The sequence below is a fragment of the Chania multitudinisentens RB-25 genome, from assembly GCF_000520015.2.
Taxonomy (GTDB): Bacteria; Pseudomonadota; Gammaproteobacteria; order Enterobacterales; family Enterobacteriaceae; genus Chania; species Chania multitudinisentens.
The window spans coordinates 3,380,783-3,406,257 of the sequence record NZ_CP007044.2 but is presented as its reverse complement, the minus strand read 5'-3'; the positions used below and the strand labels follow the sequence as shown (position 1 = coordinate 3,406,257).

The 25,475-nt window shown below is 52.3% G+C and carries 24 protein-coding genes and 1 tRNA gene; 8 read left to right on the top strand and 17 right to left on the bottom strand.

All coding sequences use genetic code 11. The features are described 5' to 3' along the window. Nucleotides 1–23 precede the first annotated feature (23 nt). Nucleotides 24–1,367, bottom strand: coding sequence for a 3-carboxy-cis,cis-muconate cycloisomerase (locus tag Z042_RS14850; protein ID WP_024910901.1), 1,344 nt, complete (start codon nucleotides 1,365–1,367; stop codon nucleotides 24–26). A 274-nt stretch (nucleotides 1,368–1,641) separates the two neighbouring features. Between Z042_RS14850 and Z042_RS14840 the strand changes: the two genes are divergently transcribed. Further along, nucleotides 1,642–2,475 carry an IclR family transcriptional regulator domain-containing protein gene (locus Z042_RS14840; RefSeq protein ID WP_024910903.1) on the top strand — a complete coding sequence of 278 codons (834 nt, stop codon included), beginning with the start codon at nucleotides 1,642–1,644 and terminating at the stop codon, nucleotides 2,473–2,475. A 184-nt stretch (nucleotides 2,476–2,659) separates the two neighbouring features. Here the strand turns inward: Z042_RS14840 and cutC are convergent, their stop codons facing one another. Further along, nucleotides 2,660–3,403 (bottom strand): copper homeostasis protein CutC, encoded by a 744-nt coding sequence (cutC, locus tag Z042_RS14835; RefSeq protein ID WP_037405829.1) that lies wholly within the window; start codon nucleotides 3,401–3,403, stop codon nucleotides 2,660–2,662. A 165-nt stretch (nucleotides 3,404–3,568) separates the two neighbouring features. Here cutC and Z042_RS14830 point away from each other — a divergent pair, with 165 nt between their 5' ends. After that, on the top strand, nucleotides 3,569–4,720 hold the full coding sequence (locus tag Z042_RS14830; RefSeq protein ID WP_024910904.1) for a MalY/PatB family protein: 1,152 nt from the start codon (nucleotides 3,569–3,571) through the stop codon (nucleotides 4,718–4,720). Here Z042_RS14830 and Z042_RS14825 read toward each other — a convergent pair. After that, nucleotides 4,717–5,280: a VOC family protein gene (locus tag Z042_RS14825; protein WP_024910905.1), complete on the bottom strand. Its 564-nt coding sequence runs from the start codon at nucleotides 5,278–5,280 to the stop codon at nucleotides 4,717–4,719. The genes Z042_RS14830 and Z042_RS14825 overlap by 4 nt on opposite strands. 750 nt (nucleotides 5,281–6,030) lie before the next feature. Here Z042_RS14825 and argS point away from each other — a divergent pair. Beyond that, nucleotides 6,031–7,761, top strand: a complete 1,731-nt coding sequence (argS, locus tag Z042_RS14820; protein ID WP_024910906.1) for an arginine--tRNA ligase — start codon at nucleotides 6,031–6,033, stop codon at nucleotides 7,759–7,761. Between the two features lie 72 nt (nucleotides 7,762–7,833). On the opposite strand, the gene murJ is transcribed toward argS, so the two are convergent. From murJ to rimJ, 4 genes are all read right to left on the bottom strand, one after another. After that, a complete protein-coding gene (gene murJ / locus Z042_RS14815; RefSeq protein ID WP_024910907.1) occupies nucleotides 7,834–9,369 on the bottom strand; it encodes a murein biosynthesis integral membrane protein MurJ in 1,536 nt (511 codons plus the stop codon). 161 nt (nucleotides 9,370–9,530) lie between these two features. Then, on the bottom strand, nucleotides 9,531–10,457 hold the full coding sequence (locus tag Z042_RS14810) for a Gfo/Idh/MocA family protein (RefSeq protein ID WP_024910908.1): 927 nt from the start codon (nucleotides 10,455–10,457) through the stop codon (nucleotides 9,531–9,533). A 1-nt stretch (nucleotide 10,458) separates the two neighbouring features. After that, nucleotides 10,459–11,094 (bottom strand): YceH family protein, encoded by a 636-nt coding sequence (locus Z042_RS14805; protein ID WP_024910909.1) that lies wholly within the window; start codon nucleotides 11,092–11,094, stop codon nucleotides 10,459–10,461. Nucleotides 11,095–11,102: 8 nt separating this feature from the next. Then, nucleotides 11,103–11,687 (bottom strand): ribosomal protein S5-alanine N-acetyltransferase, encoded by a 585-nt coding sequence (gene rimJ / locus Z042_RS14800; protein ID WP_024910910.1) that lies wholly within the window; start codon nucleotides 11,685–11,687, stop codon nucleotides 11,103–11,105. A 346-nt stretch (nucleotides 11,688–12,033) separates the two neighbouring features. On the opposite strand from rimJ, the gene mdtH reads away from it, so the two are divergent. The 3 genes from mdtH to Z042_RS14785 all read left to right on the top strand — a co-directional run bounded on the left by mdtH (nucleotide 12,034) and on the right by Z042_RS14785 (nucleotide 14,927). Beyond that, on the top strand, nucleotides 12,034–13,239 hold the full coding sequence (mdtH, locus tag Z042_RS14795) for a multidrug efflux MFS transporter MdtH (RefSeq protein WP_024910911.1): 1,206 nt from the start codon (nucleotides 12,034–12,036) through the stop codon (nucleotides 13,237–13,239). Nucleotides 13,240–13,459: 220 nt separating this feature from the next. After that, nucleotides 13,460–14,107: a glutaredoxin 2 gene (gene grxB / locus Z042_RS14790; RefSeq protein WP_024910912.1), complete on the top strand. Its 648-nt coding sequence runs from the start codon at nucleotides 13,460–13,462 to the stop codon at nucleotides 14,105–14,107. A 256-nt stretch (nucleotides 14,108–14,363) separates the two neighbouring features. Then, complete coding sequence (locus Z042_RS14785; protein WP_024910913.1) at nucleotides 14,364–14,927, top strand: lipoprotein; 564 nt, start codon at nucleotides 14,364–14,366, stop codon at nucleotides 14,925–14,927. A gap of 38 nt (nucleotides 14,928–14,965) precedes the next feature. Here Z042_RS14785 and Z042_RS14780 read toward each other — a convergent pair whose 3' ends face one another. From Z042_RS14780 to ghrA, 3 genes are all read right to left on the bottom strand, one after another. After that, a complete protein-coding gene (locus Z042_RS14780) occupies nucleotides 14,966–15,544 on the bottom strand; it encodes a TorD/DmsD family molecular chaperone (protein ID WP_024910914.1) in 579 nt (192 codons plus the stop codon). Nucleotides 15,545–15,585: 41 nt separating this feature from the next. Further along, nucleotides 15,586–16,323, bottom strand: a complete 738-nt coding sequence (locus Z042_RS14775) for a phosphatase (RefSeq protein ID WP_024910915.1) — start codon at nucleotides 16,321–16,323, stop codon at nucleotides 15,586–15,588. A gap of 180 nt (nucleotides 16,324–16,503) precedes the next feature. Next, nucleotides 16,504–17,445, bottom strand: a complete 942-nt coding sequence (gene ghrA / locus Z042_RS14770) for a glyoxylate/hydroxypyruvate reductase GhrA (protein ID WP_024910916.1) — start codon at nucleotides 17,443–17,445, stop codon at nucleotides 16,504–16,506. A gap of 250 nt (nucleotides 17,446–17,695) precedes the next feature. Between ghrA and Z042_RS14765 the strand changes: the two genes are divergently transcribed. Then, nucleotides 17,696–17,785 (top strand) — tRNA-Ser (locus Z042_RS14765). Nucleotides 17,786–17,981: 196 nt separating this feature from the next. Here the strand turns inward: Z042_RS14765 and Z042_RS14760 are convergent. The 6 genes from Z042_RS14760 to Z042_RS14735 form a co-directional block, all read right to left on the bottom strand. Continuing rightward, nucleotides 17,982–19,190, bottom strand: coding sequence for a glycosyltransferase (locus Z042_RS14760; RefSeq protein ID WP_024910917.1), 1,209 nt, complete (start codon nucleotides 19,188–19,190; stop codon nucleotides 17,982–17,984). After that, the gene (locus Z042_RS14755; protein WP_024910918.1) at nucleotides 19,191–19,754 is read right to left on the bottom strand and encodes a hypothetical protein; all 564 of its coding nucleotides are present in this window, start codon (nucleotides 19,752–19,754) and stop codon (nucleotides 19,191–19,193) included. Beyond that, on the bottom strand, nucleotides 19,751–20,878 hold the full coding sequence (locus Z042_RS14750) for a glycosyltransferase family 2 protein (protein WP_024910919.1): 1,128 nt from the start codon (nucleotides 20,876–20,878) through the stop codon (nucleotides 19,751–19,753). The genes Z042_RS14755 and Z042_RS14750 overlap by 4 nt, the downstream gene beginning before the upstream one ends. Continuing rightward, complete coding sequence (locus tag Z042_RS14745; protein ID WP_037405832.1) at nucleotides 20,875–21,858, bottom strand: NAD-dependent epimerase/dehydratase family protein; 984 nt, start codon at nucleotides 21,856–21,858, stop codon at nucleotides 20,875–20,877. Before Z042_RS14745 ends, Z042_RS14750 begins: the two co-directional genes overlap by 4 nt. Nucleotides 21,859–22,057: 199 nt before the next feature. After that, on the bottom strand, nucleotides 22,058–22,675 hold the full coding sequence (locus tag Z042_RS14740; RefSeq protein WP_024910921.1) for a nitroreductase family protein: 618 nt from the start codon (nucleotides 22,673–22,675) through the stop codon (nucleotides 22,058–22,060). Nucleotides 22,676–22,725: 50 nt separating this feature from the next. Continuing rightward, on the bottom strand, nucleotides 22,726–23,598 hold the full coding sequence (locus Z042_RS14735; RefSeq protein WP_024910922.1) for an EamA family transporter: 873 nt from the start codon (nucleotides 23,596–23,598) through the stop codon (nucleotides 22,726–22,728). Between the two features lie 79 nt (nucleotides 23,599–23,677). Here Z042_RS14735 and Z042_RS14730 point away from each other — a divergent pair, with 79 nt between their 5' ends. Then, a complete protein-coding gene (locus Z042_RS14730) occupies nucleotides 23,678–24,217 on the top strand; it encodes a MarR family winged helix-turn-helix transcriptional regulator (protein ID WP_024910923.1) in 540 nt (179 codons plus the stop codon). Between the two features lie 96 nt (nucleotides 24,218–24,313). On the opposite strand, the gene Z042_RS14725 is transcribed toward Z042_RS14730, so the two are convergent. Further along, a complete protein-coding gene (locus Z042_RS14725; RefSeq protein ID WP_024910924.1) occupies nucleotides 24,314–25,474 on the bottom strand; it encodes a hypothetical protein in 1,161 nt (386 codons plus the stop codon). Nucleotide 25,475 lies beyond the last annotated feature (1 nt).

Here is a 25,475-nt window from a genome sequence, read left to right as displayed (position 1 = left end):
TGCATTGAAAAAGAGGGGGTAATTCAGACGATCGTTTTAGCACGAGCCAATACCTGCTGAATAAACACCGCTGCACTACCCAGCGCGTTGGTTGGATCGAGCAGTTCAGCCAGTTGCGCACGGCTAAGCACCTCCAATACCTGTGCGTCCTGTTCCAACACCGCCCGCAACGGCAGATTTTCTGCCTGTGCCCGCTGGCAAGCCTGCTCAATATGCCGATGAGCATTTTGCCGCCCCATCTGTTCACCCAGCGCCATCGTTACCGCTTCTGCCAGGATCAACCCGCCGGTCAGCGCCAGATTATCCGCCATGCGTTCTGGGAAAACCTGTAATCCATCGATCAAAGGCACACTGGCCGCCAATGCCCCAGAGCTGAGCATAATCAGCTGCGGCAAGCTTTCCCATTCAGCATGCCAGCCCCCCAAACCGCGCTCATGCTCCTGCAACATCGCCTGATACAAACCGCTCACCAACGCGGGGGCGCGCAGTGCCGCTGCCAGAATCACGGCACAGGATACCGGATTGCGTTTGTGCGGCATTGTGGAGGAGCCACCACGCCCTTCTGCCTGCGGTTCGGCCACCTCTGCAATTTCGGTTTGGCACAGCAACGAGATATCACGCGCCATTTTACCCAGAGTCCCGGCCAGCCCAGCGTACCAGCCAGCCACTTCCAGCAGGCGGTCGCGCTGGCTATGCCAAGGTGTATCGGCTTCCACCAGTTGTAGCCGCTGTGCCAACAGCGTTGACACTGCCTTGCCGTTTGTTCCCAGCGAATTGAGCGTACCGGCAGCGCCGCCAAACTGTAGCACCAGCACGCGTGGCAACATTTGCGCCAAGCGCTGGTGATACCGCAGCAGCACATCCAGCGTGCCTGCCAGCTTTAGCCCCAGCGTGGTGGGTAGCGCCTGCTGCATCCAGGTTCGCCCCACCATCAGCGTGTCGCGATGAGCGCTAATCTGGCGCACCAGAACCGTTATCAACTGTGTCAATTGGTGCTCGGTCTGCTGCAACGCACAACGCAATTGCAGTATCAAACCGGTATCGATAGCGTCCTGGCTGGTCGCTCCCCAATGCACAAAGCGCGCCGCCTGCGGATCTTGCTCAGCGACCCGAGCGGTCAACTGGCGCACCAACGGTATCGCCAGATTGCCCGCCTGCGCTGCTGCGCTAGCCAGGGCACCCGCATCCAATAGCTCGCTGCGGCAACAGCGGGCGATGGCTTCCGCCGCAGAATGTGGGATCACGCCAGCTTCGGCCTGCGCCTGCGCCAGCGCTGCCTCAAAATCCAGCATCCCTTGCAAAGCCGCCGTGTCGCTAAAGCAACGGTTAACCCTTGCGGGCCGTAACAACGGTGTCAGTAATTCCATCGTTTCCCCCATACACTTACTCACGCAATCGCTGCCCACTACCCGCGAAGAAGCTGCGAGCGGCGCACCAACGTTAGCCTTATCAAGCAAATCGCGTCAAGGGCGATAATCGATATAACGTGCGAATATCGAACAAAACAAGCGATCTGCTGGACGCTTCTTGAATTCTGTGATCTGAACAAGGTTTTCACCGTTCGGCTGGCTACCTGCAACGCACCATGGGCGATTATCGGCTACACTGGCGAAATTCGCCGATACTGACAGGGAACCGCTCATGACTCGCCGTTACACTCTCGATGTTTCTACCGAAGACCACGCCTTTGTCGCTGGCAGTAGCAACGATCCTTTCAAGGGCGATCCTAACTTTATGACTTCCCTAGCCCGTGGCCTGGAAGTGCTCCAAACTTTCACTCCACAGCGGCGGCTGATGTCGATTTCACAAATCAGCCAGAAAACGGGCATTCCACGCGCTGCGGTACGCCGTTGTCTGTATACGCTCAACAAGCTGGGATTCGTCTATGCGCAAGACGGCAAAAACTTTGAATTACGCCCGCGTATTCTGACGCTTGGGCATCCCTATCTGGCAGCTACCCCTCTGGCCAAAGCTACACAGCCGGTACTCAAACATATTAGCCAAATACTTAATGAATCTTGTTCAATCGCCACGCTGGATGGTGACGATATCTTGTATATTGCCCGCGCTTCCAGCTCACGCATAATGAGCATCGATTTGGATATTGGCAGCCGGCTGCCGGCCTTTGCCACCTCAATGGGGCGTGTACTGATTGCCCATCTGCCAGCGGAAATGCAGAATAATTACCTCAAGCGCGTCAGCCTGGTGCGCTACACGCAACACACCATCACCAGCGTCAGTAACCTGAAGGAAGAATTGAAAAAAATACGTGCACAAGGCTACGCCATTAACGATCAGGAATTGGAAATCGGCCTGCGTTCTATCGCTGTACCACTTCTGGCAGCAGATGGCAGCGTGGGTGCTGCGTTGAATGTGGGGGTGCAGGCGGGGTTGGTGCCACTCGATGAACTGATCGAACGTATCCTGCCTGTGTTGCGCAACGGAGCGCAGGAATTGTCGTTGCTGTTATCTTGAATCATGCACAAAAATTTACACTTTCAGCACATTTAAACAGCAAATGTTTTAGAATTATTAACTAAAATAAAAGTGTTGGTATCGCGCCAACACCAGTAAACCTTTGATCACTTCGCCCTGAACACCTCTACCCTGTTCAGGGCTTTTTTATCGGTTTATCTTACTACTTTTCAAACAATGCGGTTCATTGCTCAACCAGGGATAAGGCATTTTTCATCGCCTCGACCATGTCGCCATCGACACAATAATGGCTGAATTCATCAAATTCATTATCGGAACACATGGTCACCCCCGCTTTGCGGTAACGCATGGTCGATGGCACCGTGTGCCCAGAAGAACTGTGCAACTCCTGAATGCCTATCTCAACAAACTTGTGCAGATTACTTAACCGCACCCCGGCCCCCGCCATAATCACCGGCCCTTGGCTGGCATGCAGTAAATTACGCAGCAAAGGTAACCCTAATTCAGCATTCTGCTGTTGTCCTGAAGTGAGAATGCGCGCCACCCCCAACTGCGTTAACTGCTCCAGCGCCACCAGCGGGTTTTGGCACATATCGAATGCGCGATGGAAAGTCACCGCCATACCACCGCTCAACTTCATTACTTCCGCCATGCGTACCAGGTCAATGTGCCCCTCATCATCCAGCAAGCCAACCACCACGCCAGCAAACCCCAGATCGCGGATACGGGCAATGTCATTTTTTATGACATCGAAATCGACCGCGCTATAGCTGAAATCCCCACCACGTGGGCGTACTATTGGATGAACCGGGATCTTCACCCGTTCACAAGCCAGCAAGAGTGAACCATAACTGGGAGTTAACCCTCCTTCACTCTGGCTGGCGCATAATTCGATGCGATCGGCCCCCGCCTGTTCTGCCGTTATCGCACAATCAACGCTATAGCAGCAAACTTCCAATTTTATCATTGTTCCTCCCCAGCTAACGGCTAAAAAGGCTACAGCAATTGTGATACCTATCGCTTTTCAAGCGATAGCACTTACGCTGCAACTTTAAGTATTACAGGTATATAGTGACAAAATCCATCGCACAGGTTTACGTTATATGCAGCAAACCAGCACAGGGTGAACACTATGGCATTCAATTTTGATCAATGGATAGACCGCAGTCACAGTGACAGCGTTAAGTGGGATAAATATCGTGAGCGTGACATCATCCCACTCTGGGTCGCCGATACAGACTTCATTTCACCTCCTGCAGTGATAGACGCACTGCAACAACGCGTCGCACATGGGGTTTTCGGCTACGGTTATCCATCCCCTGAGCTTATCAAGATTTTTCTTCAGCGCATGGTAGAGCGCTATAGATGGTACATCAAGCCCGAATGGTTGGTTTTTCTGCCAGGGCTAGTCTGCGGCCTGAATTTATCCGTGCGTGCTTTTACCCATGAAGGCCAAGGAACGTTGGCACCAACTCCTATTTATCCCCCCTTTCGCAAAGCAGCAAAATCCGCAGGCCGCCCGCAGCGGCAAATTCCGCTGAAACTCCAGAATCAGCGCTGGATATTGGATCTCAATAGCGCAGAGGGATTGCTTGAAGGCAATGAGCGCTTGCTGATGCTGTGTAACCCGCAGAATCCAGGTGGCACCGTTTATCGGCACGAAGAATTACTGGCGCAGCACGAATTCGCCCAGCGTCACGACCTGATCGTCTGCTCAGATGAAATCCATTGTGATCTGTTGCTGGAGCCGGGTTTGCAACATATTCCTTTTGCCAGCCTGAATGACGATGCTGCGCAGCGTAGTATCACGCTGATGTCTCCCTCCAAGACCTTTAACCTCGCCGGATTGGGTGCATCAATGGCCATCATCCCCAACAATGAGTTACGCCTGCAATTATGCCGCGCACGCAGGGGTATTGTGCCAGAAGTCGGCATACTGGCGCTGGTTGCCGCTCAAGCGGCTTACAGCGGCGGGCAGGTTTGGCTGGATGAACAACTGGAGTACTTACGGGCCAATCGTGATCTGGTGATCGAACGCATTAACGCGATGCCCGGTCTGCATCTGCATCCTGTAGAAGCCACTTATCTGGCCTGGATCGATTGCAGCGAGTTAGCCATTGATAATCCCCATGCTTTCTTCGAACAGGCCGGTGTTGGCCTGAGCCCTGGGTTAGATTTTGGTGATCGACGTTTTGTACGCCTTAACTTTGGTTGCCGACGCGAGTTACTTATTGAGGCACTGAATCGCATGGCACAAGCGATTCAGCAGATTAACGCCAGCTAAGCCCGTTCGCTGGCTATAATGTCACGGATCGAATATGGGTGGAACTTGATGGTGATATTGCCATCGGTGATCGCCAACGTCGGGTTAGGCAGGCGTTCCCCTTCACCTTTTGGCGCACTCTGTTTCAGCTTGATTCCCGGCAGCAGCAATGCTTCATCCGCCAAGCAATTCAGTGCGCGCGCATAAAGGGTGGCCGGATCGCCGCTCAGCACCAGTTCGATATGCTCCCATCCTTCATGGGGATAACGTTTGTCACCGGGATAAGGCAGCTCAACACAATCTATCTGCCATGGCCCTACTTTTATTGGCACCGCCAGATCAAACAGATAAATAGGCCGGCCATTGATGATAGCGTCTGACAATACGGTGCCACATTGCGCCAAGCCCTGCCGCCAACGTTCGGCGGTGCTATTTTGATGGCAACGAAGCGAAATATGGTCAGCACTGAACTGCGACAAATCAAGATGCAGTTTTTCAGCAAACTGTAGCAGTGCCTGCTCAAAGCGAGGTAAGTCCTGCACCAAGTCGTTAAGTTCGGCAATCAACGGCAGAGAGAGCATCGGTTCCTCAACCTCTTTAAATAGACGTGACAGGTGCGCTAATTTACACGGCGGACGCCGCGCGGGCTATAACCCAGTAAAAAAATCGTCAGATATAGCGACATTGGCCTCTTTGAAGTGCTGCTCTATTTTGCATAAATGTATTCATCATATTGATACAGTAATCATTCCAATCCTTATTTCCCTTATAGTTTCGCGATTAATATTATTAAATTTAATTAATTTGACAGTATAGTAATTCTACTAAAATGCAATTTAACAGTATAAGTATCGAACCTCATCATCTTGAGAAAAACAATACAGGATAAAATTATCCATATGATTCTATTGTTAAAAAAAACAAAATAACACAAGAAATATCCTAATTTTAGTAAACGCAATTGCTCGAAAAGATATATTACGTTAATTTACATTCATGCTTAATCCTGAGTAGATAATTATGATCCTTCTAGGTGTATCAATTATATTGTTAATTATTGCGTGCTATTCAATTTATCGTCATTACAAAACATGCCGGAATAACATGTTAATATCCAGCCGCAGCAATAGAAAACGTTAGGTTTCCTTGGAGCTTTATCGCTCCTATTCTGCCACCGTCTTTCACGGCCCTTGCCCGCGTCAACTACTGACGTAGCACATCGAATCAGTTACAATCCCAAGCTGTTTTGTGGTTTCTAGCGCAGTTATAAGAACCACCTTTGAATCTGGAGGGCCATACTACGTGCCCCTCGTTTGCATTAAGGTAACCCGGTGAATATTCAGGCTCTTCTATCAGATAAAGTCAGCCAGGCGCTGATTGCCGCAGGTGCGCCTGCCGATTGTGAAGCTCAAGTTCGTCAGTCAGCAAAAGCACAATTTGGTGATTATCAGGCTAATGGTGTGATGTCCGTGGCAAAAAAGCTTGGCATGCCGCCACGGCAACTGGCAGAAAATGTAGTGCAACGGCTGGAACTGAGTGATATCGCCGACAAAGTGGAAATCGCTGGCCCAGGTTTTATCAATATTTTCCTGAACAGCGGCTGGGTTGCCCGCCAGGCCGATTGGGTACTGAGCGCGCCAAAACTCGGCGTCGCCCCCGTTGAACAGCAAACTATCGTGATCGACTACTCGGCCCCAAACGTGGCAAAAGAGATGCACGTTGGTCACTTGCGTTCCACTATTATTGGTGATGCCGCTGCCCGTACCCAGGAATTCCTGGGGCATAAAGTGATCCGTGCCAACCATGTCGGTGACTGGGGAACTCAGTTCGGCATGCTGATCGCCTACCTGGAAAAAATGCAGAACGAAAACGCCAGCGATATGGGCCTGTCAGATCTTGAGCAGTTTTATCGTGAAGCGAAGAAAAACTACGACGAAGATGAAGATTTTGCCCTGCAAGCCCGTAATTACGTGGTGAAACTGCAAGGAGGTGATGAGTACTGCCTGCAGATGTGGCGTAAACTGGTAGACATCACCATGGCGCAGAACCAGATCACCTACGACCGTCTGAATGTTACCCTGAGCGAAGATGACGTGATGGGTGAAAGCCTGTACAACGCTATGCTGCCGAACATCGTTGCCGATCTCAAAGCCAAAGGGCTGGCGGTAGAGAGTGAAGGCGCTACCGTAGTATTCCTTGACGAATACAAAAATAAAGACGGTGAGCCGATGGGCGTTATCATCCAGAAAAAAGACGGTGGCTACCTGTATACCACCACCGACATCGCCTGTGCTAAATACCGTTATGAAACATTGGGAGCCGATCGCGTACTTTATTACATCGACTCACGCCAGCACCAACATCTGATGCAAGCCTGGACCATCGTGCGCAAGGCCGGTTATGTGCCAGATTCGGTAACGCTGGAACACCATATGTTCGGTATGATGTTGGGCAAAGACGGCAAACCGTTCAAAACCCGCGCAGGGGGCACGATCAAGCTGTCGGACCTGCTGGACGAAGCGATTGAGCGCGCCAACCAACTGATTGCCGAGAAAAACCCGGATATGTCCGCTGCTGAAATGCAAAATGTGGCCAATATCGTCGGTATCGGCGCGGTGAAATACGCCGATTTGTCAAAAAGCCGTACCACCGACTATATCTTCGATTGGGACAGTATGCTGGCCTTCGAGGGGAATACCGCTCCTTATATGCAGTATGCTTACACGCGCGTGGCCTCCGTGTTCAAACGCGCAGGCCTTGATGAAAGTGCCCTCACTTTGCCGCTGGCGATCAGCGAAGAACGTGAAATGGCACTGGCTACCCGCCTGTTGCAATTTGAAGAAACCCTCACCGTCGTGGCACGTGAAGGTACACCGCATGTGATGTGTACTTATCTGTACGATTTGGCCGGGCTGTTCTCCGGTTTCTACGAGCATTGCCAGATCCTGAATGCCGAGAACGAAGAAACCCGCCAAAGCCGCCTGAAACTGGCTCTGCTGACCGCCAAAACGCTGAAGACCGGCCTGGAAACCTTAGGGATCGATACCGTCGAACGCATGTAATCCCCAGAAGGGAAATGCCAAAAAGGTCGCGTTTGTTAGCGACCTTTTTCATTAGCACACAAACTCAACGTCTCACGCAACCCGGCGGGCAAAATCACGCGGCCGGAAGCCCAACGCGCCCAACACTACAAAATAACTCCCCCCGCCAGCGGCCACCACCACCGCCAACCGTAACAGCCGAGCCAACATATTGCCCTGATCCCAGGCGGGCATCAGCCATAAAATGCCCAGCAAAACCGCAGACATCACCAACACCGCAATCACCAGCTTCATCAGGAACATCGCCCAGCCCGGCTGTGGCTGGAAGATCTTCTGCTTACGCAGTTGCCAATACAGCAATGAGGCGTTCAGACAGGCAGCCAACCCAATCGACAATGCCAACCCAGCATGTTTCAGCGGCCCGATAAACGCCAGGTTCATCAACTGCGTTGTGATCAAGGTAATAATGGCAATCTTGACCGGCGTTTTGATGTCCTGCCGCGAATAAAAGCCCGGCGCCAACACTTTCACCACGATCAACCCCACCAGACCAACGGCATAGGCCACCAGCGCACGCTGGGTCATCAGCGTATCCAGCGCGGTGAATTTACCATACTGGAACAATGAAACGATCAAGGGTTTGGCCAGAATGCCCAGAGCAATCGCACTCGGTAAAGCCAAGACAAAACACAAACGCAAACCCCAATCCATCAGGCGGTTATATTCATCGTGGTTACCGCTGGAAAAACTTTTTGCTAACGATGGCAACAGAATCGTCCCTAACGCTACGCCCAGCACGCCAGAAGGGAACTCCATCAGGCGGTCGGCATAGTACATCCAGGAAACCGAACCAGACACCAGAAACGAAGCAAAAATAGTATTGATAATCAATGAAATCTGGCTGACAGACACCCCCAGGATCGCTGGCCCCATCAGGCGCATCACCCGCCACACCCCTGCATCTCCCAGCTTCAGGCGCGGCAGCACCAACATGCCGATCTTTTTAAGGTGCGGTAACTGATACCCCAGTTGTAATACCCCACCAACCACTACCGCCCAAGCCAGCGCCAACACCGGCGGGTGGAAATAGGGAGCCGCAAACAACGCAAAACCGATCATGCTGATGTTCAGCAAGGTCGGCGCAAACGCCGGAATGGAAAAACGGTTCCAGGTGTTGAGGATCGCCCCTACCAGAGAAGCCAACGAGATCAGCAAAATATAAGGGAAAGTGATACGCAATAGCGATGAGGTCAGGGCAAACTTATCCGGCGTATCGGTGAACCCCGGCGCAGTGATGTAGATCACCCATGGCGCAGCCAGCATCCCAAGCACGGTCACTACGGCCAATACCAGCGTCAACAAACCGGAAACATAGGCGATAAACGTGCGGGTTGCTTCCTCCCCTTGCTGGCTTTTGTACTCCGCTAAAATAGGAACAAATGCTTGAGAAAAAGCCCCTTCAGCGAAAATGCGCCGCAGCAGGTTAGGCAATTTGAACGCCACAAAGAAGGCATCCGTGGCCATCCCAGCCCCAAAAACGCGCGCCACGATGGCGTCTCGCGCAAAACCCAGCACTCGTGAAAATAGGGTCATCGAACTAACGGCGGCCAGTGATTTTAGTAGATTCATGTTATTTTCTGATGAGTACGACGTGTAAATATCAACGCCTGCAACAGCAGGCGTCGGTTGAATAGCGATATCCCTTTTTACTTGGCGCTACCATTCAGCGGCAACGCCAAATCCGTTGGAGACAGTCTACGTATCCGCAATAAAATAGCTACCGCCAGATGTTACACAGGATTATCGGCATCACGCAGCATCTTCTCGATCAGCCGTTGCGCATAGATCGCCTGCTCACCGCCCGTTTCTGGTGCGGTTTGATGGCTGACGGATTGAATAAAATGCTGCACCGCACCGCTAAAACCACGCTGCTCCAGCGTACTTTGCCAACCCGCCGCCGGTTGCTCAACCACGCCCAAGCGATCTTCACGCAGCCATTGCCGCATATCATTCACCTGATAAACGGCTCCGTCGCTCACTGCCTGTATGCTCTCACGCTGGCTCCCCGCACGCCGATGCATACTGGTGGTCACCTGCGTCTCTCCACAGGCAAAATGATGCTCAGCATAAAGCATTTCTCCCGCTTTATTAACGCGCAGGCTACCATTCAACAGCGCTCCCTGGCCGCCACTCAGCCACAGCGCCGTATCCACCACGTGCAGATAATCATCCAGCAAGGTAAAACGCAAATCGTTTGGCCCAACGCTGTCTGCACGGTGTTTGTCCATACGGATTGACGCAGGCTGATGCATCTGCTGTTTCAGTTGGCAATACAGCGGCGCAAAACGCCGGTTAAAACCAACCATCAGCGCTTTACCGCGTTTGTCCGCCAGCGTAATCAACTGTTCTGCCTGCTCCAGCGTTTCTGCCAGCGGTTTATCCACATAAACATGCACACCACGCTCAAGCAGTTCCGTCACCACCGAAAAATGGCTGGCGGTGCTGCTGTGCACAAACACCGCATCACATTGTTGTGCCAAGCTATCCAGCCGTGAAAAACAGGCCATGCGATAGCTCGCGCATATTGGCTGCGCTTTTTGCTGGTTTGGCGAAAAACCACCCACCAGTTGCCAATCCACCGCGTGGCTGAGGATCGGCAGATAGGCTTTTTGCGCAATGCCCCCCAACCCAACCACGCCGATTCGTAATTGACTCATGCTACCCCCGTGCCAACAGCTGCGCTAATTGCTGCTTCAACACAGCAACATCCACTTCCAATTGCGCCACCCGCTCACTCAGTGAGCCATCGACCACAGGTTCCACCTCAGCAGGAGCGGGATCAATCTGGCCGCTGAACAAATGCATAAAGCGGCTTTCACGCTTGCCGGGTTCACGTGACAAACGCACGACAAACGGGCCATCTTCACGCACGGTCAACTGCTGTAAGATTTCTTCCACCTCACTGACGTCGCTGAACTCATGCATACGATTGGTGCGGGTGCGCAGTTCACCTGGCGTTTGCGCCCCACGCAGCAACAGAGTGGTAATCACCGCCAGTTCCGCCGGTGACAGTTTCAGTTGGCCAAATTCAGAATTGCAGAAACGATGCTCATATTTCACCACTCGGTTACCAAAACCACTCAAAGTGCGGAGAAAGTGTTTTCTCAGCAACAAATCCAGTATCTGCTGAACCTCACTTTCCGACAGATCCATTACTGGCTCGCGGTTGGTTTTTTGGTTGCAAGCCAAGGTGATGGCGTTCAGGGAAAGCGGATACTGATCGGGCGTCGTGACCTGTTTTTCCAACAGGCACCCCATCACTCGGGCTTCTTTAGCATTCAATTCATATTTCATTTGTAGCCTCAGCGTGGCGGTAGCCATTCTTTATTGGTTAATGCGGTAAGAACGTGATCCTGCCATTGCCCATCGATCAACAGATAATCTTTGGCATAACCTTCTCGTTCAAAACCGAGCCGGGTAAGCAACGCCCCACTGCGCTGGTTATGCGGCATATAGTTGGCCATGATGCGATGCATTCGCTGCTGGCGCTGCATATAGCGAATGGCAGACTGCAACGCTTCATACATCAGCCCTTGCCCCTGCCACTTTTCCCCCAAGGAATACCCCAGAAAACAGGCGTGAAATGAACCACGCAGCACATTGCTGAAATTGGCAACGCCACGGACTTCATGTTCATCAGGATCGAGCAGGATAAAATAGTAGGCAGTGCCCTGCTTTTGCATTTCCATGATCATATTCAAGCGCACCTGCCAACCCGAAGGGTAGCAATGGCTTTCGTCCCGCAGCGGTTCCCAGGGTTTAAGAAACGCACGGTTTGCCGCATAGTATTCAGCCAGGCGATAGTCATCCCGCTCATGAACAAGGCGGACGCTCAACCGATCGGTGGTGAGCTGTACTTTTGGTGATGCAGAGCGATAGCCAAACATCATTTCCCCCGCTATCAGAACGGTTCGATAAGAAGTATTGATTGGGTGAACACCCGAATTATTGCCGTTTAACCGCCGGAGCGATTCATTGCCAACCACCAGCACAGAACGGCATTTCCTTGTTCAATATAACCGTACCCAGCCCCACAGGTAAAACATCCACCGTTCAGTAAATAGGCAATCAGCCATTTTGACTGCATTTTGGGCCAGTTTTGCCACTTGCGTAACATATTGACGATGAAAAAATATTATCTATTCCCCCTCTATCGGCTTGCTCGTATTGAGCGGAGAATAGGAGAATAAACGCATGACAGTTCTCTCTTTCTAACTTTGCTCGTGGTGAAGCATGTCTTTGGTGTCGCAAGCTCGGAGCTTGGGTAAGTATTTTTTATTACTTGATAACCTGTTAGTGGTTTTAGGCTTTTTTGTGGTTTTCCCACTGATTTCTATCCGTTTTGTCGACCAGCTCGGCTGGGCGGCTTTGGTGGTGGGGATCGCGCTGGGGCTACGCCAACTGATCCAACAAGGGTTAGGGATCTTTGGCGGCGCCATTGCCGATCGCTTTGGTGCCAAACCGATGATTGTCACCGGTATGCTGCTACGCGCTGCCGGTTTTGCCGCCATGGCCATGGCAGACCAACCTTGGCTGTTGTGGTTTTCCTGCGCGCTTTCGGCTCTTGGTGGCACGCTGTTCGATCCGCCACGTACCGCTCTGGTGATCAAATTGACTCGCCCGCATGAGCGTAGCCGCTTCTATTCCCTGCTGATGATGCAAGACAGCGCCGGAGCCGTGGTTGGCGCCCTGATCGGCAGTTGGTTGCTGCAATACGATTTCCATTTTGTTTGCTGGGTGGGCGCGGCGATTTTCGTGCTGGCCGCCGGTTGTAATGCCTGGTTGCTGCCCGCTTATCGTATCTCCACCGTTCGTACCCCAATGAAAGAAGGCATGATGCGGGTCTTGCGCGACCGTCGTTTCCTGACCTATGTGCTGACCTTGACCGGTTATTACATGCTGTCGGTGCAGGTTATGCTGATGTTACCCATCATCGTGAATGAAATTGCCGGTTCACCGGCAGCGGTGAAATGGATGTATGCCATTGAGGCAGCGCTGTCGTTGTCACTGCTTTACCCACTGGCGCGCTGGAGTGAAAAACACTTTCGTTTGGAACAACGCCTGATGGCCGGTTTACTGCTGATGACCCTCAGCCTGATACCGGTAGGGCTGGCAACCAGTCTACAGGCCGTATTTACCCTGATCTGCTGTTTCTATCTGGGCTCGATTATTGCCGAACCAGCGCGTGAAACCCTGAGTGCCTCATTAGCCGACCCTCGGGCTCGTGGCAGCTATATGGGCTTTAGCCGTCTGGGATTGGCTCTGGGCGGCGCTTTAGGCTATACCGGCGGCGGTTGGATGTATGATACCGGCCATGCTCTAGGCAGGCCGGAATTACCCTGGTTCCTGCTGGGGCTGGTAGGTTTTATCACTCTGTTTACCTTGTACTGGCAGTTCAACCCACGCACTGCGGCCCCGGCAGTGTTACGCGGTGGCTGAACCAGATGGGCATTTTTACCTGAGCACGTTTGTTTACACTCAGCATAGGGGGAAACTCAGCCCCTTTAAAACCAATTAAAGCGCCCTTGGCTGCTATTCTGATATAGTGAAGACAAGCGTGAAGAATTCATACTAATACTTTATCCAACAAGAACTTTGCGCGGCAGCCTGCCTGGGTTGCAATAATTATTGCTGTTAAAACCTGATAACGGGAGCAAGCATGAAACTGTTTATTTATGATCATTGTCCATACTGCGTGAAAGCCCGCATGATTTTCGGTCTGAAGGATCTGCCAGTACGTTTAGTCACTCTGCTCAGCGATGACAAAGCCACACCCATCAGTATGATCGGCAAAAAAATGGCACCTATCCTGCAAAAAGACGACGGAAGCTATATGCCAGAGAGTATGGACATCGTGCATTACATCGATAACCATCACGGAACTCCTCTCCTGACCGGCAAAACCAACCCGGCGATCGCCAACTGGTTGCAACACGTTGACGGTTATCGCAACAAATTACTGTTGCCGCGCTTTGCCAATGCCGATTTCGAAGAGTTCGCCACTGACAGCGCGCGCCGCTACTTTACCGATAAAAAACAGGCAGCGATGGGTGATTTTACTGCCCTGCTGGCAGACAGCGCCGACCTGATTGCTCAGTTGGAAGACGATCTACAGCACCTTGCCCCGCTTATCACGTCACCAGAGGCAGTTAACGGCACGCTTTCTGAAGATGATATCCACCTGTTCCCCGTGCTGCGTTCACTGTCAATCGTCGCGGGTGTGGCACTGCCGAGCAACGTTGAAGCCTACCGTAACCGTATGGCGCAACGCTGCGATATTCCGCTGCTGTTCGATATGGAACAATAGGTTGCTTGTCTGGGCCAGATATTCTCCCCACCGAACCTCAATTCGGTAAAACTGCGGGCATGCCACTTTCTGGGCATGCCTTTCCGAAGCTTGAATGCGCTGCATTTTAGCGTTATCTGATAGACTACACCGCCTTGCTGCCACATCATCTGCTGCTCTGCCGCGCAAACAAACATTTCTTTGCTGGCGATCAGGTGCTTATAATGGTGAATCAACTTATTATTTACAATTGCCGCTGGCAATTTACGAGGCACGAATGAAGAAGATCCTGATGGGGATTGCTGCCCTGATCGTTACCGGTGTGCTTGCCGGTTGCAACCAACTGACTCAATACACCGTCAGCGAGCAGGAAGTGAATGATTATTTACAGAAACATAACGATTACCAAAAACAGATCGGTATCCCTGGCCTGGTTGATGCCAATATTGTTTTAACCCAGTTGCAAAGCCAGATTGGCCGCAGTGAACCGGGCAAAGTGACGCTTTCTGGCAATGCCAAGGTCAATATCACCTCTATTCTTGGCCCACAGGCAGCCGATCTTCAGCTTACTCTAAAAGCACAGCCGATTTATGACCGTGAAAAAGGCGCTATCTTTTTGAAAGAAATGGAGCTGGTGGATTATCAGGTCCAACCGGAAAAAATGGATACGGTAATGAAAGCGCTGAGTCCCTATTTGAACCAATCGCTGAGAGCCTATTTTGATCAGAAACCGGTCTATGTACTGAACCCGGATAACAGCAAAACAGAAGCGCTGGCGCGCAAACTGGCGAAAGGATTGGAAGTGAAACCAGGTCAACTGATAATACCCTTCACCGACTAACAGGCTTGGGCGCAGTATCGATACTGCGCCCTCTGCTGTTACTCTTCTTCATCTGGCCCGGCATCTTCCTGCTCATATTCCGCCAGCTCATCACGCATTGCCGCAATGGCATCACGAGCGATCAGTGCCAGAGTGCGGTAAAAACCGCTGGTTGCATGAGCTTCAACCTTGCCCAGAAAACGCCCACACCATGGCAACAGAAAATCATCGAATAACGTGATTTGTGCCTGAACTTCGTCTTCCTGCGATTGATCTTCCAACCAGGAAGACGCCAATAACAATGCACCGAAATGATCGGCTGGCGTTTCGCCCAAGGGCATTCCACGCTGTTGTAGGAAAACACGCACCTCCGCTTCGTTACTTCCTGCAATATAGGTGGAACGAAATGGCGATACGCTGCACTCACTGCCGACAAACATTTCATTGAAATCCGCCGCCAGCAAATGAGCATCACAATGCTGCTGCAAACGTGTCAGCAGTTCGTCCTGTTCCAGCGGCCAATGCTGCTGAAGCTTGCCCTCTTTAATCAGAGCAAACAATGGCACCAGCAACGGATCTTGGGGCTGACGGTAAAACAGCGTACCCAGCACCCGGCAGACAACGGAAAACTCATTCATGATCAAGCCCTATACAATACGGAAAAATTGCCGTGACGATGTCACAGATCGGCTAATTCCGCAATCGCCGGCCTGCCACGCTGCTCAAGAAAGTTCAACACGCGGCGCGGAGAGACATTCAGGATACGATCCGCTGGGAAATCCACTTCGTTAATAATGCGTTTACAGTGCTCAAAATTACCGAGAGAGAAAGCAATATGTGAATCAGATCCCAGCGCCAACCAGCCCCCGGCATCGCGCACGGCGGCCGCCACTGCCCGACAATTAGCCTCACTGCCCTTGCGCGAGTGAGTGAACGAAGAATTATTCAGTTCCAATGCCACCTGATACTTCGCCGCCGCAGCGGCCACCGCAGGAATATCAATGGGATACTTGGGGTTACCTGGATGGCTGATGATGTGCACATCCCCCTGCGCCATCGCGGCAATCATCGCTTCCGTATGGGCTGCTTTGTCTTGTGGTGCAAATACTGGCTCATGGAACCCGGCAATGATCAGATCGATTTCATTCAGCATCGGGCCAGTACAATCGATATCGCCAGCCAGATTTTTGATATTGGCTTCAATGCCACGCAGAATTCCGACGCCATCCACCAGACGTGGCCAAACGCGCATATTCATAAAATGCCAGTAGTGAGGCGCATCAGCCATATCTGGCCCATGGTCAGTGATGGCAAATAACGTAATACCTTTTTGCTTCGCCTCTGCAATATAATCGTGCAGAGTGCTGTATGCATGAGTGCTGGCAACAGTATGCATATGTAAATCAACGGGATACATTATTTCTCCTTTTTATAGGTCTGTCTGAGTTCCAAAACACTAAAACAGGCAGACCGGGTGAATAAAGGCAGCCAACCGCCCCGCAACCTAAAAGATGGCGAGTATAAGAGCGCAAGCTGTTCACTTTTCATCATAGCATTTAACACTGCCATCAGCAGCGTTGTTATGAGTCGGGAATCATCAATAACCACGCTGAATATCAACAACACCTGTAGGGGATTGACCCGTTTCGAGCGCCACGATATTGGCAGCAATCTGATCCATCGCCTGTTCGGGCAACGTGATAGCAGCAATATGCGGGGTAATGGTGACACGCGGATGACGCCATAACGGATGGGTCGGCGGCAAAGGTTCATTGGCAAACACATCCAGCGTTGCCGCTGCCATTTGCCCTTGTTCAAGCGCCTGCAACAAATCGTTCTCCACCAAATGTGCTCCACGGGCAAGGTTTAGCAGATAAGCTCCTGGTGCCAAATGGGCAAACAACCGCTGGTTAAGGAGCCCTAGCGTTTCTGGCGTATTGGGTAACAGATTGATCAACAGACGCGTTCCCGTAAGAAAGGCTTCCTGCTGTGCTTGCCCCACAAAACTCTGTACGCCGCTTATCTGCTTGGCGCTGCGGCTCCAGCAACGCACATTAAAACCAAACTCCACCAGTTTCTGCGCCACACTTTTACCCAACACGCCTGCCCCGAGAATGCCGATAGTGAAATCATTCTGTTGATGCGGTACCAGTGGCAACCAACGTTGCTGCTGTTGTTGCACTTGATATTCATCAAAACGACGAAAATAACGCAATACGCAGGCCAGAGCATATTCCTGCATCTGCTGCGCCATGCCGCTGTCCTCCAGACGCATCAGTGGCACCCCCGCAGGTAATGTGCCTGGGTGTTGACGCTCCTGTTCAAGGATCGCATCAACTCCGGCACCCAAAGCGAATACTCCTTTCAGATCGCAACGGTTGGCCAGCATTTCATGCGGTGGCCGCCATACCAGCGCGTAATCCGCCGGCCGTTTGTCTCCGCGCCGCCATTCCCGTACCTTCGCCTGCGGTAAACGTTTTTCCATTCCCGCTAGCCAATCCTGAGCGTCAAAAAATGGATGATAAAAAATGATGTCCATTGCCTTTATCCCTAGTGATTACGGTTTATTTTTAGATTTGTGCGATTTTCAAGCAAATGTAACGCTACGATTGCCTACTATTACGGTATCTTTTTTTAGCCTCTTTGTGGGATTAATCATGCATGATCGTTCGTCAAATCAGCTGATTGCTGCAAGTTTGGCTAAACGCCTTCAGTTATATGCGAAGAGTATTGACGCTGGGATCGGATTCTCCTACATTAACGCCCGTCAGCCTTGTTGCTGGCAATACGGTGAGGTGTCTGAGTGGCTGAAGGAGCACGCCTGGAAAGTGTGTATACGCGCAAGTGTATCGAGGGTTCGAACCCCCCCCTCACCGCCAATTTAAAGAGAGAGCCTGAATTCGCGTTCAGGCTTTTTTACTTTCAGATCCCCCAAACCGGGAGGGCGAGAACCCTCGACAGGGTTCGACAAAATGGCACCGCCATTTTGGACGGCCACAGGCCGCCCGCAGGGTGAGCGCAGCGAATCAAGCCCTCCCTCACCGCCAAATTTAAAGAGAGAGCCTGAATTCACGTTCAGGCTTTTTTTTCACTCTGAGATGTTTCAGACAATCGCAGCAGTAACGGTCTGGCATTTTCTAACGATTTCAGTCCCCCTTTAAGCCAAATACCGCGGCCACTGTATTCAAGACGGGCTGCGTGATCGAACTGGTCGTAATCGATCGGATAAACCAGCGCAGGAACGCCCTTTTTCAGGCAGTGCCACATAATCCCCGCGCCGCCGTGATGGATAACCACGTCATAGCGGAGCAGCCAGCGGTCATAGTCAACCCAGGAGACACGGCTAAAGTTGCCTTGCCGCCGATGTTCACCCCCAGCCGGATCGCCATCGGTAAAATGAAACTCCCACTCCGGCAGTGTGCGCGCCAGCGCAACAACCGCTTTGGCTACCGCGTCTTTATGCCAATCAAGGTGTGTTCCCAGCGTAACCAGCACGTGACGTTTCCCCGCAATAAAAGGCGGTGTCTCTCCCTTCGTCGGCGGCGTATACAGCGCGGGGCCGATAAATACCACCGAGTCAGGCCAGGTACGGGGAAACTCAAACTCTTTTTCGCTAAGGGCAAGAATGCGGGTGGGAGAATAAGCACTTTCACTGCCATCTTGCCGATAAAGCCGGGTGATCCCCGTTTGACGAATAACATCGCGAAATAGCCAGAACATCGCACGTTTAAACAAACGCACTTTTTTTCTGTGAATGAGGTGCCAAAACCGGTCGTTGCGGCTTTCAGCTGGCATTAGCCCGCCACAGTAAGCTGGCGCACCGTCCCGCCCCTCGAGCACACAGGGCGACGGCAAGCTACTCCACCAGGGAACGTTAAACCTGCGGCAAATTTCCCCCACCACCGGGAGCGTAAAGTCAGCGATCGCCAAATCCGGCACGCCCTCTTTGAGCCAAACCTGTTCCAGTTCGTCTGCAAAATCTTTGAGCAACCCGACAACGGCGCGAAACTGCCGATAAAGCCGCACCGGATGGGACTTTACCGCGTACTTAGGGTTCACAACTGGCAGCAGCAGCGTATCGTAGTCCCCTTCCAGCGTTAGCCCAACCAGCCCGCTGGCCTGGATACGGGCTTCCGCACCGTGGGTACTGATAATCCGCACCTGATAGCGCGTTGAAAGCGCCCTGCCCATCGCCAACACGGGATGCAAGTGGCCGGAAAATGGCGGAGCCAGCAGGTCAATACGGGTCACACCCGGCGGAATAATGTCTAGTAAACGCTGCATCTACCCATTCCGTTCATGAATTTTATTGATAAAACCCTTACACAGCGTGACCAGCTCGGAGCACTGAAGATAGTCCATATGACCGCATGCTATGCTCTCATCTGCTTGGCTAAACCAAAAGCGTGAAATCAGATCCTGCTGCCCCTGCACCAATAGATGGCGACAGTCCGGGCGGCGGCGGGCCACCGGCCCGTAGGCAAAAATGCTGACGCGGGGCATTAACGACATCGGCAGTTGCAGATTATTAAACAGTTCCAACCCACAGCTACCAGAAAGCAGTAACGTATGCTCCGCCGCTTCAAGCAGCTCAATCGCCGCTTCCCGATAGCGTTGTACAAACGCGGGCCGGCGGGAATTAAGATATTCCAACGTGTTGTTCACGCTGGCACGCAGCAGCCCGGTCGTCATAAAGGGTTCCGGCTGAGGCGTCCAGGGAAAGTTTACCGTTACCGGACCTATCGTTGACAGGCTTTCGATAAAAATCCGCTGCATCGGGCTAAGTGCCACATTGCCAGGCCGGCTTCTGCCGGTGATAAAGGCCGTTTGTAAGCAAAACTTCGTCATAGAGAAGTGAAACGATTGTTGCTGAAAATGCGATAGCGGCGCGAGCGCCAATGTATGGTGCGATTAAGCAAGGCGTTCAATAAATGCAGCGGTTGCAGCAATTCTGACAGCACGGAAAAAACCGGGCGCGAGGGGATTTCTGCCGACACCGCACGTTGAACTCTACGCAATATAAAATGACGGATAAATAAAACCGTCGCCAGTATTCCCACATCAGCAGCACCGCCACCGCATGCCAGTATAAACATGCCCCACAACAGCAACGGATGTAGCCCTTGCAGGATAAAAATAGCCATATTGGCCCTGACGCTCTTTTCTCGCATTAACAGCGTGGCGAACAGAAACCAGCGGTGCATCTGGCGAAAATACCGCTCGGCGTCCGGCACGCTGGTCTGCACGCTTACGGGCGCTACCGACTGTACGATTTCAACGCCCTTTTGCGTCAACAGCGTCGCCAGTGCGAGATCGTCCGTCAGATGGTACATAATCGGTGCCAAGCCACCAATGCGCTCAAGCAAACTCATACGCAGGGCATAGCACATACCATTTAACGTCAGAGGCTTAGCGAAAGGTAGCAATGGCAAATAGGTCAGCGCCGAGTTGTCGTTAACAAACTGCGCCAGCAGACGCGACGGCGTATTTTCCGCCGCACGATACCAGGGTAAAGCGGTTACCAGCACGTTATCGCCAAGCTTACCAAGCATCGTTTGAAGCGACGCTGTGCTAAGAGAGGCATCATCATCCAACACTAAAACCGTCTGGGTATCGATCAACATTCTCCCCTGCTCCAGCTTAAACAGCTTCGGGTTAACCCCTTCTGGCGCCTGAGGATAAGAACAAACACGAATGTCACTTTGCGGGTAGCGCTGCTGTAGCCTCTGGGTAACCCGCGCCGCCTGTATATCGTCGTCGTCAATCAGCCAAAGAAACTTCGTTTCGCACAGGTTCTCAAGATTGGATGCCAAAACCGATTCCAGCGCAGGATCGCCACTGAGGATCGGCTGAATCACCGTAACGTCGCCAAGATTGCTCTGGTTTACAACGCAAGGCGCTCGCAGGGCGCTTAGCGCAAAAAACTGCTTGAATAACAGGATCGCCAACCCGATAAAGGCAATCGTTATCATGGGTTTCTCTCCTGGTATTCCTGTAAAAACGCCCGCAGGCTGGGGGTAAAATCCACCAACGGTGGGCCGAAATCGTCCAGCATGGCAGTAACATTGAGAGTGGCGGCATAACCGAATACCGCCACGCCGAATCGGGTAATCGGCGGCTCACCCGCCAGCGGTAGCCAGCGCCAGAGCAGCTCCAACGCGCCAGCAAAACGCAGGGCCGAACGCAGCCGCACTGTTCTTACTGGTTGAGGAAGGCCAAGCTGTTGTAGAACCTCACGCAGCAGGCTTTCCGTCTCAACGGAGCAGTTGGCCGATATGTTATAGCACAGCCTTAGCCGTGGATGAGTCACCGCACGCATGATGTAATCACACAACGCGTCAACGTGCATAATGTCGGCCTGTGCCTTAATGTCTTCGGCAAGCAGCCTGACCAGTTGCCCCTTTCTGGCAGCGGCCAGCAGCGGCGGAAACAGTAGCCGATCGCCATCGCCGAACACGGCACACGGGCGAAAAATCGTTTTTTCACCGCGATATGCCTCTACCAGTTGCTCAGCCTGGCGCTTACTTCGGCCATACTCGCTGGTAAACGCCGGGCCAACAGGATCGCTCTCCCGCAGGTTTAGCTGGTGCTCAAAGCGATAGTAGACCGCCGCGCTTGAAATAAATATCAATCGGGGAAAGCCCCGGTTATTGCAAAAATTGACCACCTGCCGGGTCGTTTCGGCGTTATCTCGATAGTAATCCCGCGTCGAACCCCAGGGCGAAGCTCTGCCAGCGGCATGTACTACCACGTCAGGCATGAAATCCAACTGCTCCAGCCTGTCGAGCGCCAGTGCGCAATAGCGCACAGACGCGGGTAAATCGGCATCAGGACGCCGCCCAACGCCACACAAAGAAACGCCCTCAAGGGACGAAAAACGCCGTAAAAAGGCGCCGCCGATAAAACCGGAAGCGCCGGTAACCAGCACATTCACTGCGTTCCCTCCGTACATTTGCGCTATTCGCCCATATAGTTACGAAAACACCTTAGTCAGCAGTTGATAGCAAGCCAACCTATTTAACTCTGACAATAGCGACAGTCGCGTAATAGTACGGTGATCTTACATTCTCTGCACCTTGACCGATTGCAGAGTTTGAATGTCTGCAAAACGGTCTAAGCGGCTGGAGAAAAAGAATGCTTGAAAAATACCGTCAAACCCATTCGAGGATTTCCTGTACCGGTCTGCGTGGTTTTTGCGGCCAGTTATCGGCCATCGGGTAGCCAACGGTAACGATGATCGCAGGTATATCATTATCTGTTAGCGCAAATTCCTGTGACAATCTTTCCATATCAAAACCAATCATCGGCCCGGTAGCCAGCCCCATTCCCTTGGCTGCCAACATCAGCGTCATGGCAGCCAGGGAGGCTGAACGGATGGCTTCATCACGCTGCAATTGCGGGTTATCGGCATGAGCACGACTTGCCTGGGCTACCCAACCATCGGCCATCGGCTCATCCATTATACCCGCCACTACCACCGGCTTAAGCATATGCGCTAATTGCTCATGAGCTGCCAACGTCCCACAAATGATAAATGTCACAGCAGCATCAACCACTTGCTGTTGACCATAGGCGACATTTTTTAAACGCGCTTTGGCCTCGGCCGAGCGGACGGCAATAAAACGCCAGTTCTGAAAATTGTAGGCAGAAGGCGCGCGGGTCGCCTGTTCTACCAGTGAAGTGACGATCTCATCCGGCAGCTCACGGTTCGGATCGAAAAGCGTGGTGGAACTGCGTGATTCGATCGCTTGCTGGATAGGGTTGTGCATCAAAAGCCTCCATGGTGGCTGAAAAATATCGTTGTTAAAAAGCGTTGACATCAAGCTGGCCGTTGAGTTGCCCACTGCACAATCAAGACGCTGGCAAGCACCATCAACAGGCCAAACAGAGAAACCCCTGTCATGACTTGGCCGAGCAGCAACCAGCCAAGAATCACCGCCGTCAAAGGGCTTAACAGCCCCAATGAAGACACGGCTACGGCAGGCAAACGTACCAGACCACGAAACCACAGGGCATAAGCCAACAGCGCCCCCGCCAGGCAAAGGTAGAGATAGGCTAACGTTTGCACCAGGCTCAATGCTGCCAGGGGAGCATCCATTTCAATGGCGAACGGCACCAGCATCAAACCGCCGAGCAGCAGTTGCCAACCGGTTAGCGCCAACACCGGCATCGCCAGTTTCCAACGGCGCGTCAGGTACGTTCCTGCCGCCATACTGGCTGCACCTGCTGCCGCAGCAGCGATGCCAACGGGTTCCCAGAGCGTATTCGGCGAGAGCAACAAGAGCGCCATACCGGCAATCCCGCAGACACTGGCCCACAGCGCCAATGCGATAGGTGGCTGGCGGTCTACCGCCCAGGCCAGCAGCATGACCAGCAACGGTTGTATCGCACCGATAACCGCCGCCAAACCACCGGGTAAGCGATATGCAGCCACAAATAGCAGAGCCTGAAATATGCCGATGTTCAGGGCGGACAAAACGATCAAACGTCCCCATTCGTGCTTACCCGGTAACTGCCGCATAAACAGCACCAGCATCAATCCGGCGGGTAACACCCTGATCAAGGCGGCCGTAAAGGGGCGCCCAGCAGGCAGCAGCTCGGATGTCACAATATAGGTTGAGCCCCAGATTGCCGGGGCCAGCGCAGTGAGCAAGATATTGCGCCAAAAACCGCTGTGAGAAGATTCAAACATAATGCAGATATCTCGATTTCAAGATAAAATGAAAGTCTGCAAGCAATTTATCTTGAAGTCAAGACAATGTGAGGGAGAAATGAAAAAACGACCAGCCGATGCTGTTGATGCCATTCTGGCGCAATGGCAACGCGAACGCCCCGATCTGGCAACCCACGTGATGGGGCCGATTGGGCGTCTCAATCGTTGTATGACCTTGATACAGCGCAGATTAGAGAAAATCTTCTCAACCTTCGGCATGACTTTCTGGGAGTTCGACGTTCTGGCAACGCTGCGGCGCTCTGGCACTCCTTATTGCCTGACACCTACCTGCCTGTTTTCCACCATGATGATCAGTTCTGGCACCATGACACATCGCCTGCAACGGCTGGAAGCATCCGGGTGGGTACAGCGTATCGCCAATCAGCAGGACGCACGCAGTATGCTGGTGCAGCTCACGCCGGAAGGGTTAGCGCTGATTGACCGTGCAGTTGAAGCGCACGTCGATAACGAACACGACATTCTGTCGCTACTGCCCGCAGAGGCAGTAGAAAGTCTCGATACCAGCCTGTCGTTATGGCTGTCGGCATTAGAAGAAACACCGACCGAAAGTCACACTGAACGTAACGATAAAAAATGACGGGTGCAGAAACCGTTCAAACACAAAAACGGCGTGCTGGATAATGATCCGGCGCGCCGTGTAGCGTTTTGCTATATGGCAACGGGTACAGTAAACCTAATTAAACGTCACCAGCATTTCCGCTGAGGCATCAACAGGGCCTGTGGGTAAACGTTCTCCGCCAGAACATAATCGCCATTTCACCTGCTGGTTAAAGACTTTGGCCGTTTCTGAATTGTTCATGTCACCTATTTTCAGTTGACGGTTATCAAAGGAAATCCCTGTCGTTCCATTACAATCAGCGTTCCCCGTCACACCATGGCTCATTTCCCCAGTGATATAACCACCACCCTGGCGCAACGCCAACTTTGCTGGATCATTGTTATACAGACCAGTGATAGCGCGGAATTGCAGGTTGATATTGGTATTAATTTTGTCAGACACCTGCTCACAGGCAACAACCAATGGGTAAGAAAGCGAGGCTATTTCTGCGCCCGGCATGTCATCCCGCTCAACGGCACCAAAATCAATCGCCGTTGTGGTAGCAACAGTGCATTCCACGCTGGAAATACGCAGGCTGATCGTGGTGGGAAGTATTTGCTTAGAGAGATTACCCGTCGTCCCTCCCACAACGTATGAACCGACATAAACCGGCGGGAGCAGGATATTATCCTGCGTTGTTTGCGTTCCATCCGTCAGAATGACCCAACCGCCGGAATAATTCAGTTGCCGAGAACCGGTGGCTGAATAGTAATTATCCATAATAGCAGTGAATGAACCCTCAGGGCTGAAACACCAGGGTGATAATTGTTCAAACTTATGCATGTTTTTACCGTTATCCATCAACATGGTGTTCTGAGGATATCCTACCGTTCCCGCAAACGTGGCCGAGCTCCCATCATAGCGGGTGAATAACCCATTAACGCTCATACGGGGAACCAGAATCACCCCTGGAGCCAATTGCAATCCACGCGTTCCGCTAACCGTAGCCCCCTGTGCACCGATAAAATCACATATAACCTCCGAGGTTCCAATCGAGAGTATCGAGACATTACCTAATCTTGTCATACCTAACGGGCCACTCAAACTCCCGCTAAACGCCCCCCCTTCCCAGACGATCCCGCTGCCTCGACCTATTGTGATGGTTTCAGCCTGTACAGCCGATATCAAAAGTATTGGCAGGGCACGCAGGTATAATTTTCCATAACCCAGCCCAGACCCGATTTTTGCTACTTGCTGTTTCACGGCACGCCCTGCTTCCCCCATGTTGTTCTTCATC

Excerpts from the sequence above, each read along its gene's own strand:
- Z042_RS14850 (WP_024910901.1), bottom strand. The coding sequence starts at position 1,367 with ATGGAATTACTGACACCGTTGTTACGGCCCGCAAGGGTTAACCGTTGC.
- Z042_RS14840 (WP_024910903.1), top strand. The coding sequence starts at position 1,642 with ATGACTCGCCGTTACACTCTCGATGTTTCTACCGAAGACCACGCCTTT.
- cutC (WP_037405829.1), bottom strand. The coding sequence starts at position 3,403 with ATGATAAAATTGGAAGTTTGCTGCTATAGCGTTGATTGTGCGATAACG.
- Z042_RS14830 (WP_024910904.1), top strand. The coding sequence starts at position 3,569 with ATGGCATTCAATTTTGATCAATGGATAGACCGCAGTCACAGTGACAGC.
- Z042_RS14825 (WP_024910905.1), bottom strand. The coding sequence starts at position 5,280 with ATGCTCTCTCTGCCGTTGATTGCCGAACTTAACGACTTGGTGCAGGAC.
- murJ (WP_024910907.1), bottom strand. The coding sequence starts at position 9,369 with ATGAATCTACTAAAATCACTGGCCGCCGTTAGTTCGATGACCCTATTT.
- Z042_RS14810 (WP_024910908.1), bottom strand. The coding sequence starts at position 10,457 with ATGAGTCAATTACGAATCGGCGTGGTTGGGTTGGGGGGCATTGCGCAA.
- Z042_RS14805 (WP_024910909.1), bottom strand. The coding sequence starts at position 11,094 with ATGAAATATGAATTGAATGCTAAAGAAGCCCGAGTGATGGGGTGCCTG.
- rimJ (WP_024910910.1), bottom strand. The coding sequence starts at position 11,687 with ATGTTTGGCTATCGCTCTGCATCACCAAAAGTACAGCTCACCACCGAT.
- mdtH (WP_024910911.1), top strand. The coding sequence starts at position 12,034 with ATGTCTTTGGTGTCGCAAGCTCGGAGCTTGGGTAAGTATTTTTTATTA.
- grxB (WP_024910912.1), top strand. The coding sequence starts at position 13,460 with ATGAAACTGTTTATTTATGATCATTGTCCATACTGCGTGAAAGCCCGC.
- Z042_RS14785 (WP_024910913.1), top strand. The coding sequence starts at position 14,364 with ATGAAGAAGATCCTGATGGGGATTGCTGCCCTGATCGTTACCGGTGTG.
- Z042_RS14780 (WP_024910914.1), bottom strand. The coding sequence starts at position 15,544 with ATGAATGAGTTTTCCGTTGTCTGCCGGGTGCTGGGTACGCTGTTTTAC.
- Z042_RS14775 (WP_024910915.1), bottom strand. The coding sequence starts at position 16,323 with ATGTATCCCGTTGATTTACATATGCATACTGTTGCCAGCACTCATGCA.
- ghrA (WP_024910916.1), bottom strand. The coding sequence starts at position 17,445 with ATGGACATCATTTTTTATCATCCATTTTTTGACGCTCAGGATTGGCTA.
- Z042_RS14760 (WP_024910917.1), bottom strand. The coding sequence starts at position 19,190 with ATGCAGCGTTTACTAGACATTATTCCGCCGGGTGTGACCCGTATTGAC.
- Z042_RS14755 (WP_024910918.1), bottom strand. The coding sequence starts at position 19,754 with ATGACGAAGTTTTGCTTACAAACGGCCTTTATCACCGGCAGAAGCCGG.
- Z042_RS14750 (WP_024910919.1), bottom strand. The coding sequence starts at position 20,878 with ATGATAACGATTGCCTTTATCGGGTTGGCGATCCTGTTATTCAAGCAG.
- Z042_RS14745 (WP_037405832.1), bottom strand. The coding sequence starts at position 21,858 with ATGTACGGAGGGAACGCAGTGAATGTGCTGGTTACCGGCGCTTCCGGT.
- Z042_RS14740 (WP_024910921.1), bottom strand. The coding sequence starts at position 22,675 with ATGCACAACCCTATCCAGCAAGCGATCGAATCACGCAGTTCCACCACG.
- Z042_RS14735 (WP_024910922.1), bottom strand. The coding sequence starts at position 23,598 with ATGTTTGAATCTTCTCACAGCGGTTTTTGGCGCAATATCTTGCTCACT.
- Z042_RS14730 (WP_024910923.1), top strand. The coding sequence starts at position 23,678 with ATGAAAAAACGACCAGCCGATGCTGTTGATGCCATTCTGGCGCAATGG.
- Z042_RS14725 (WP_024910924.1), bottom strand. The coding sequence starts at position 25,474 with ATGAAGAACAACATGGGGGAAGCAGGGCGTGCCGTGAAACAGCAAGTA.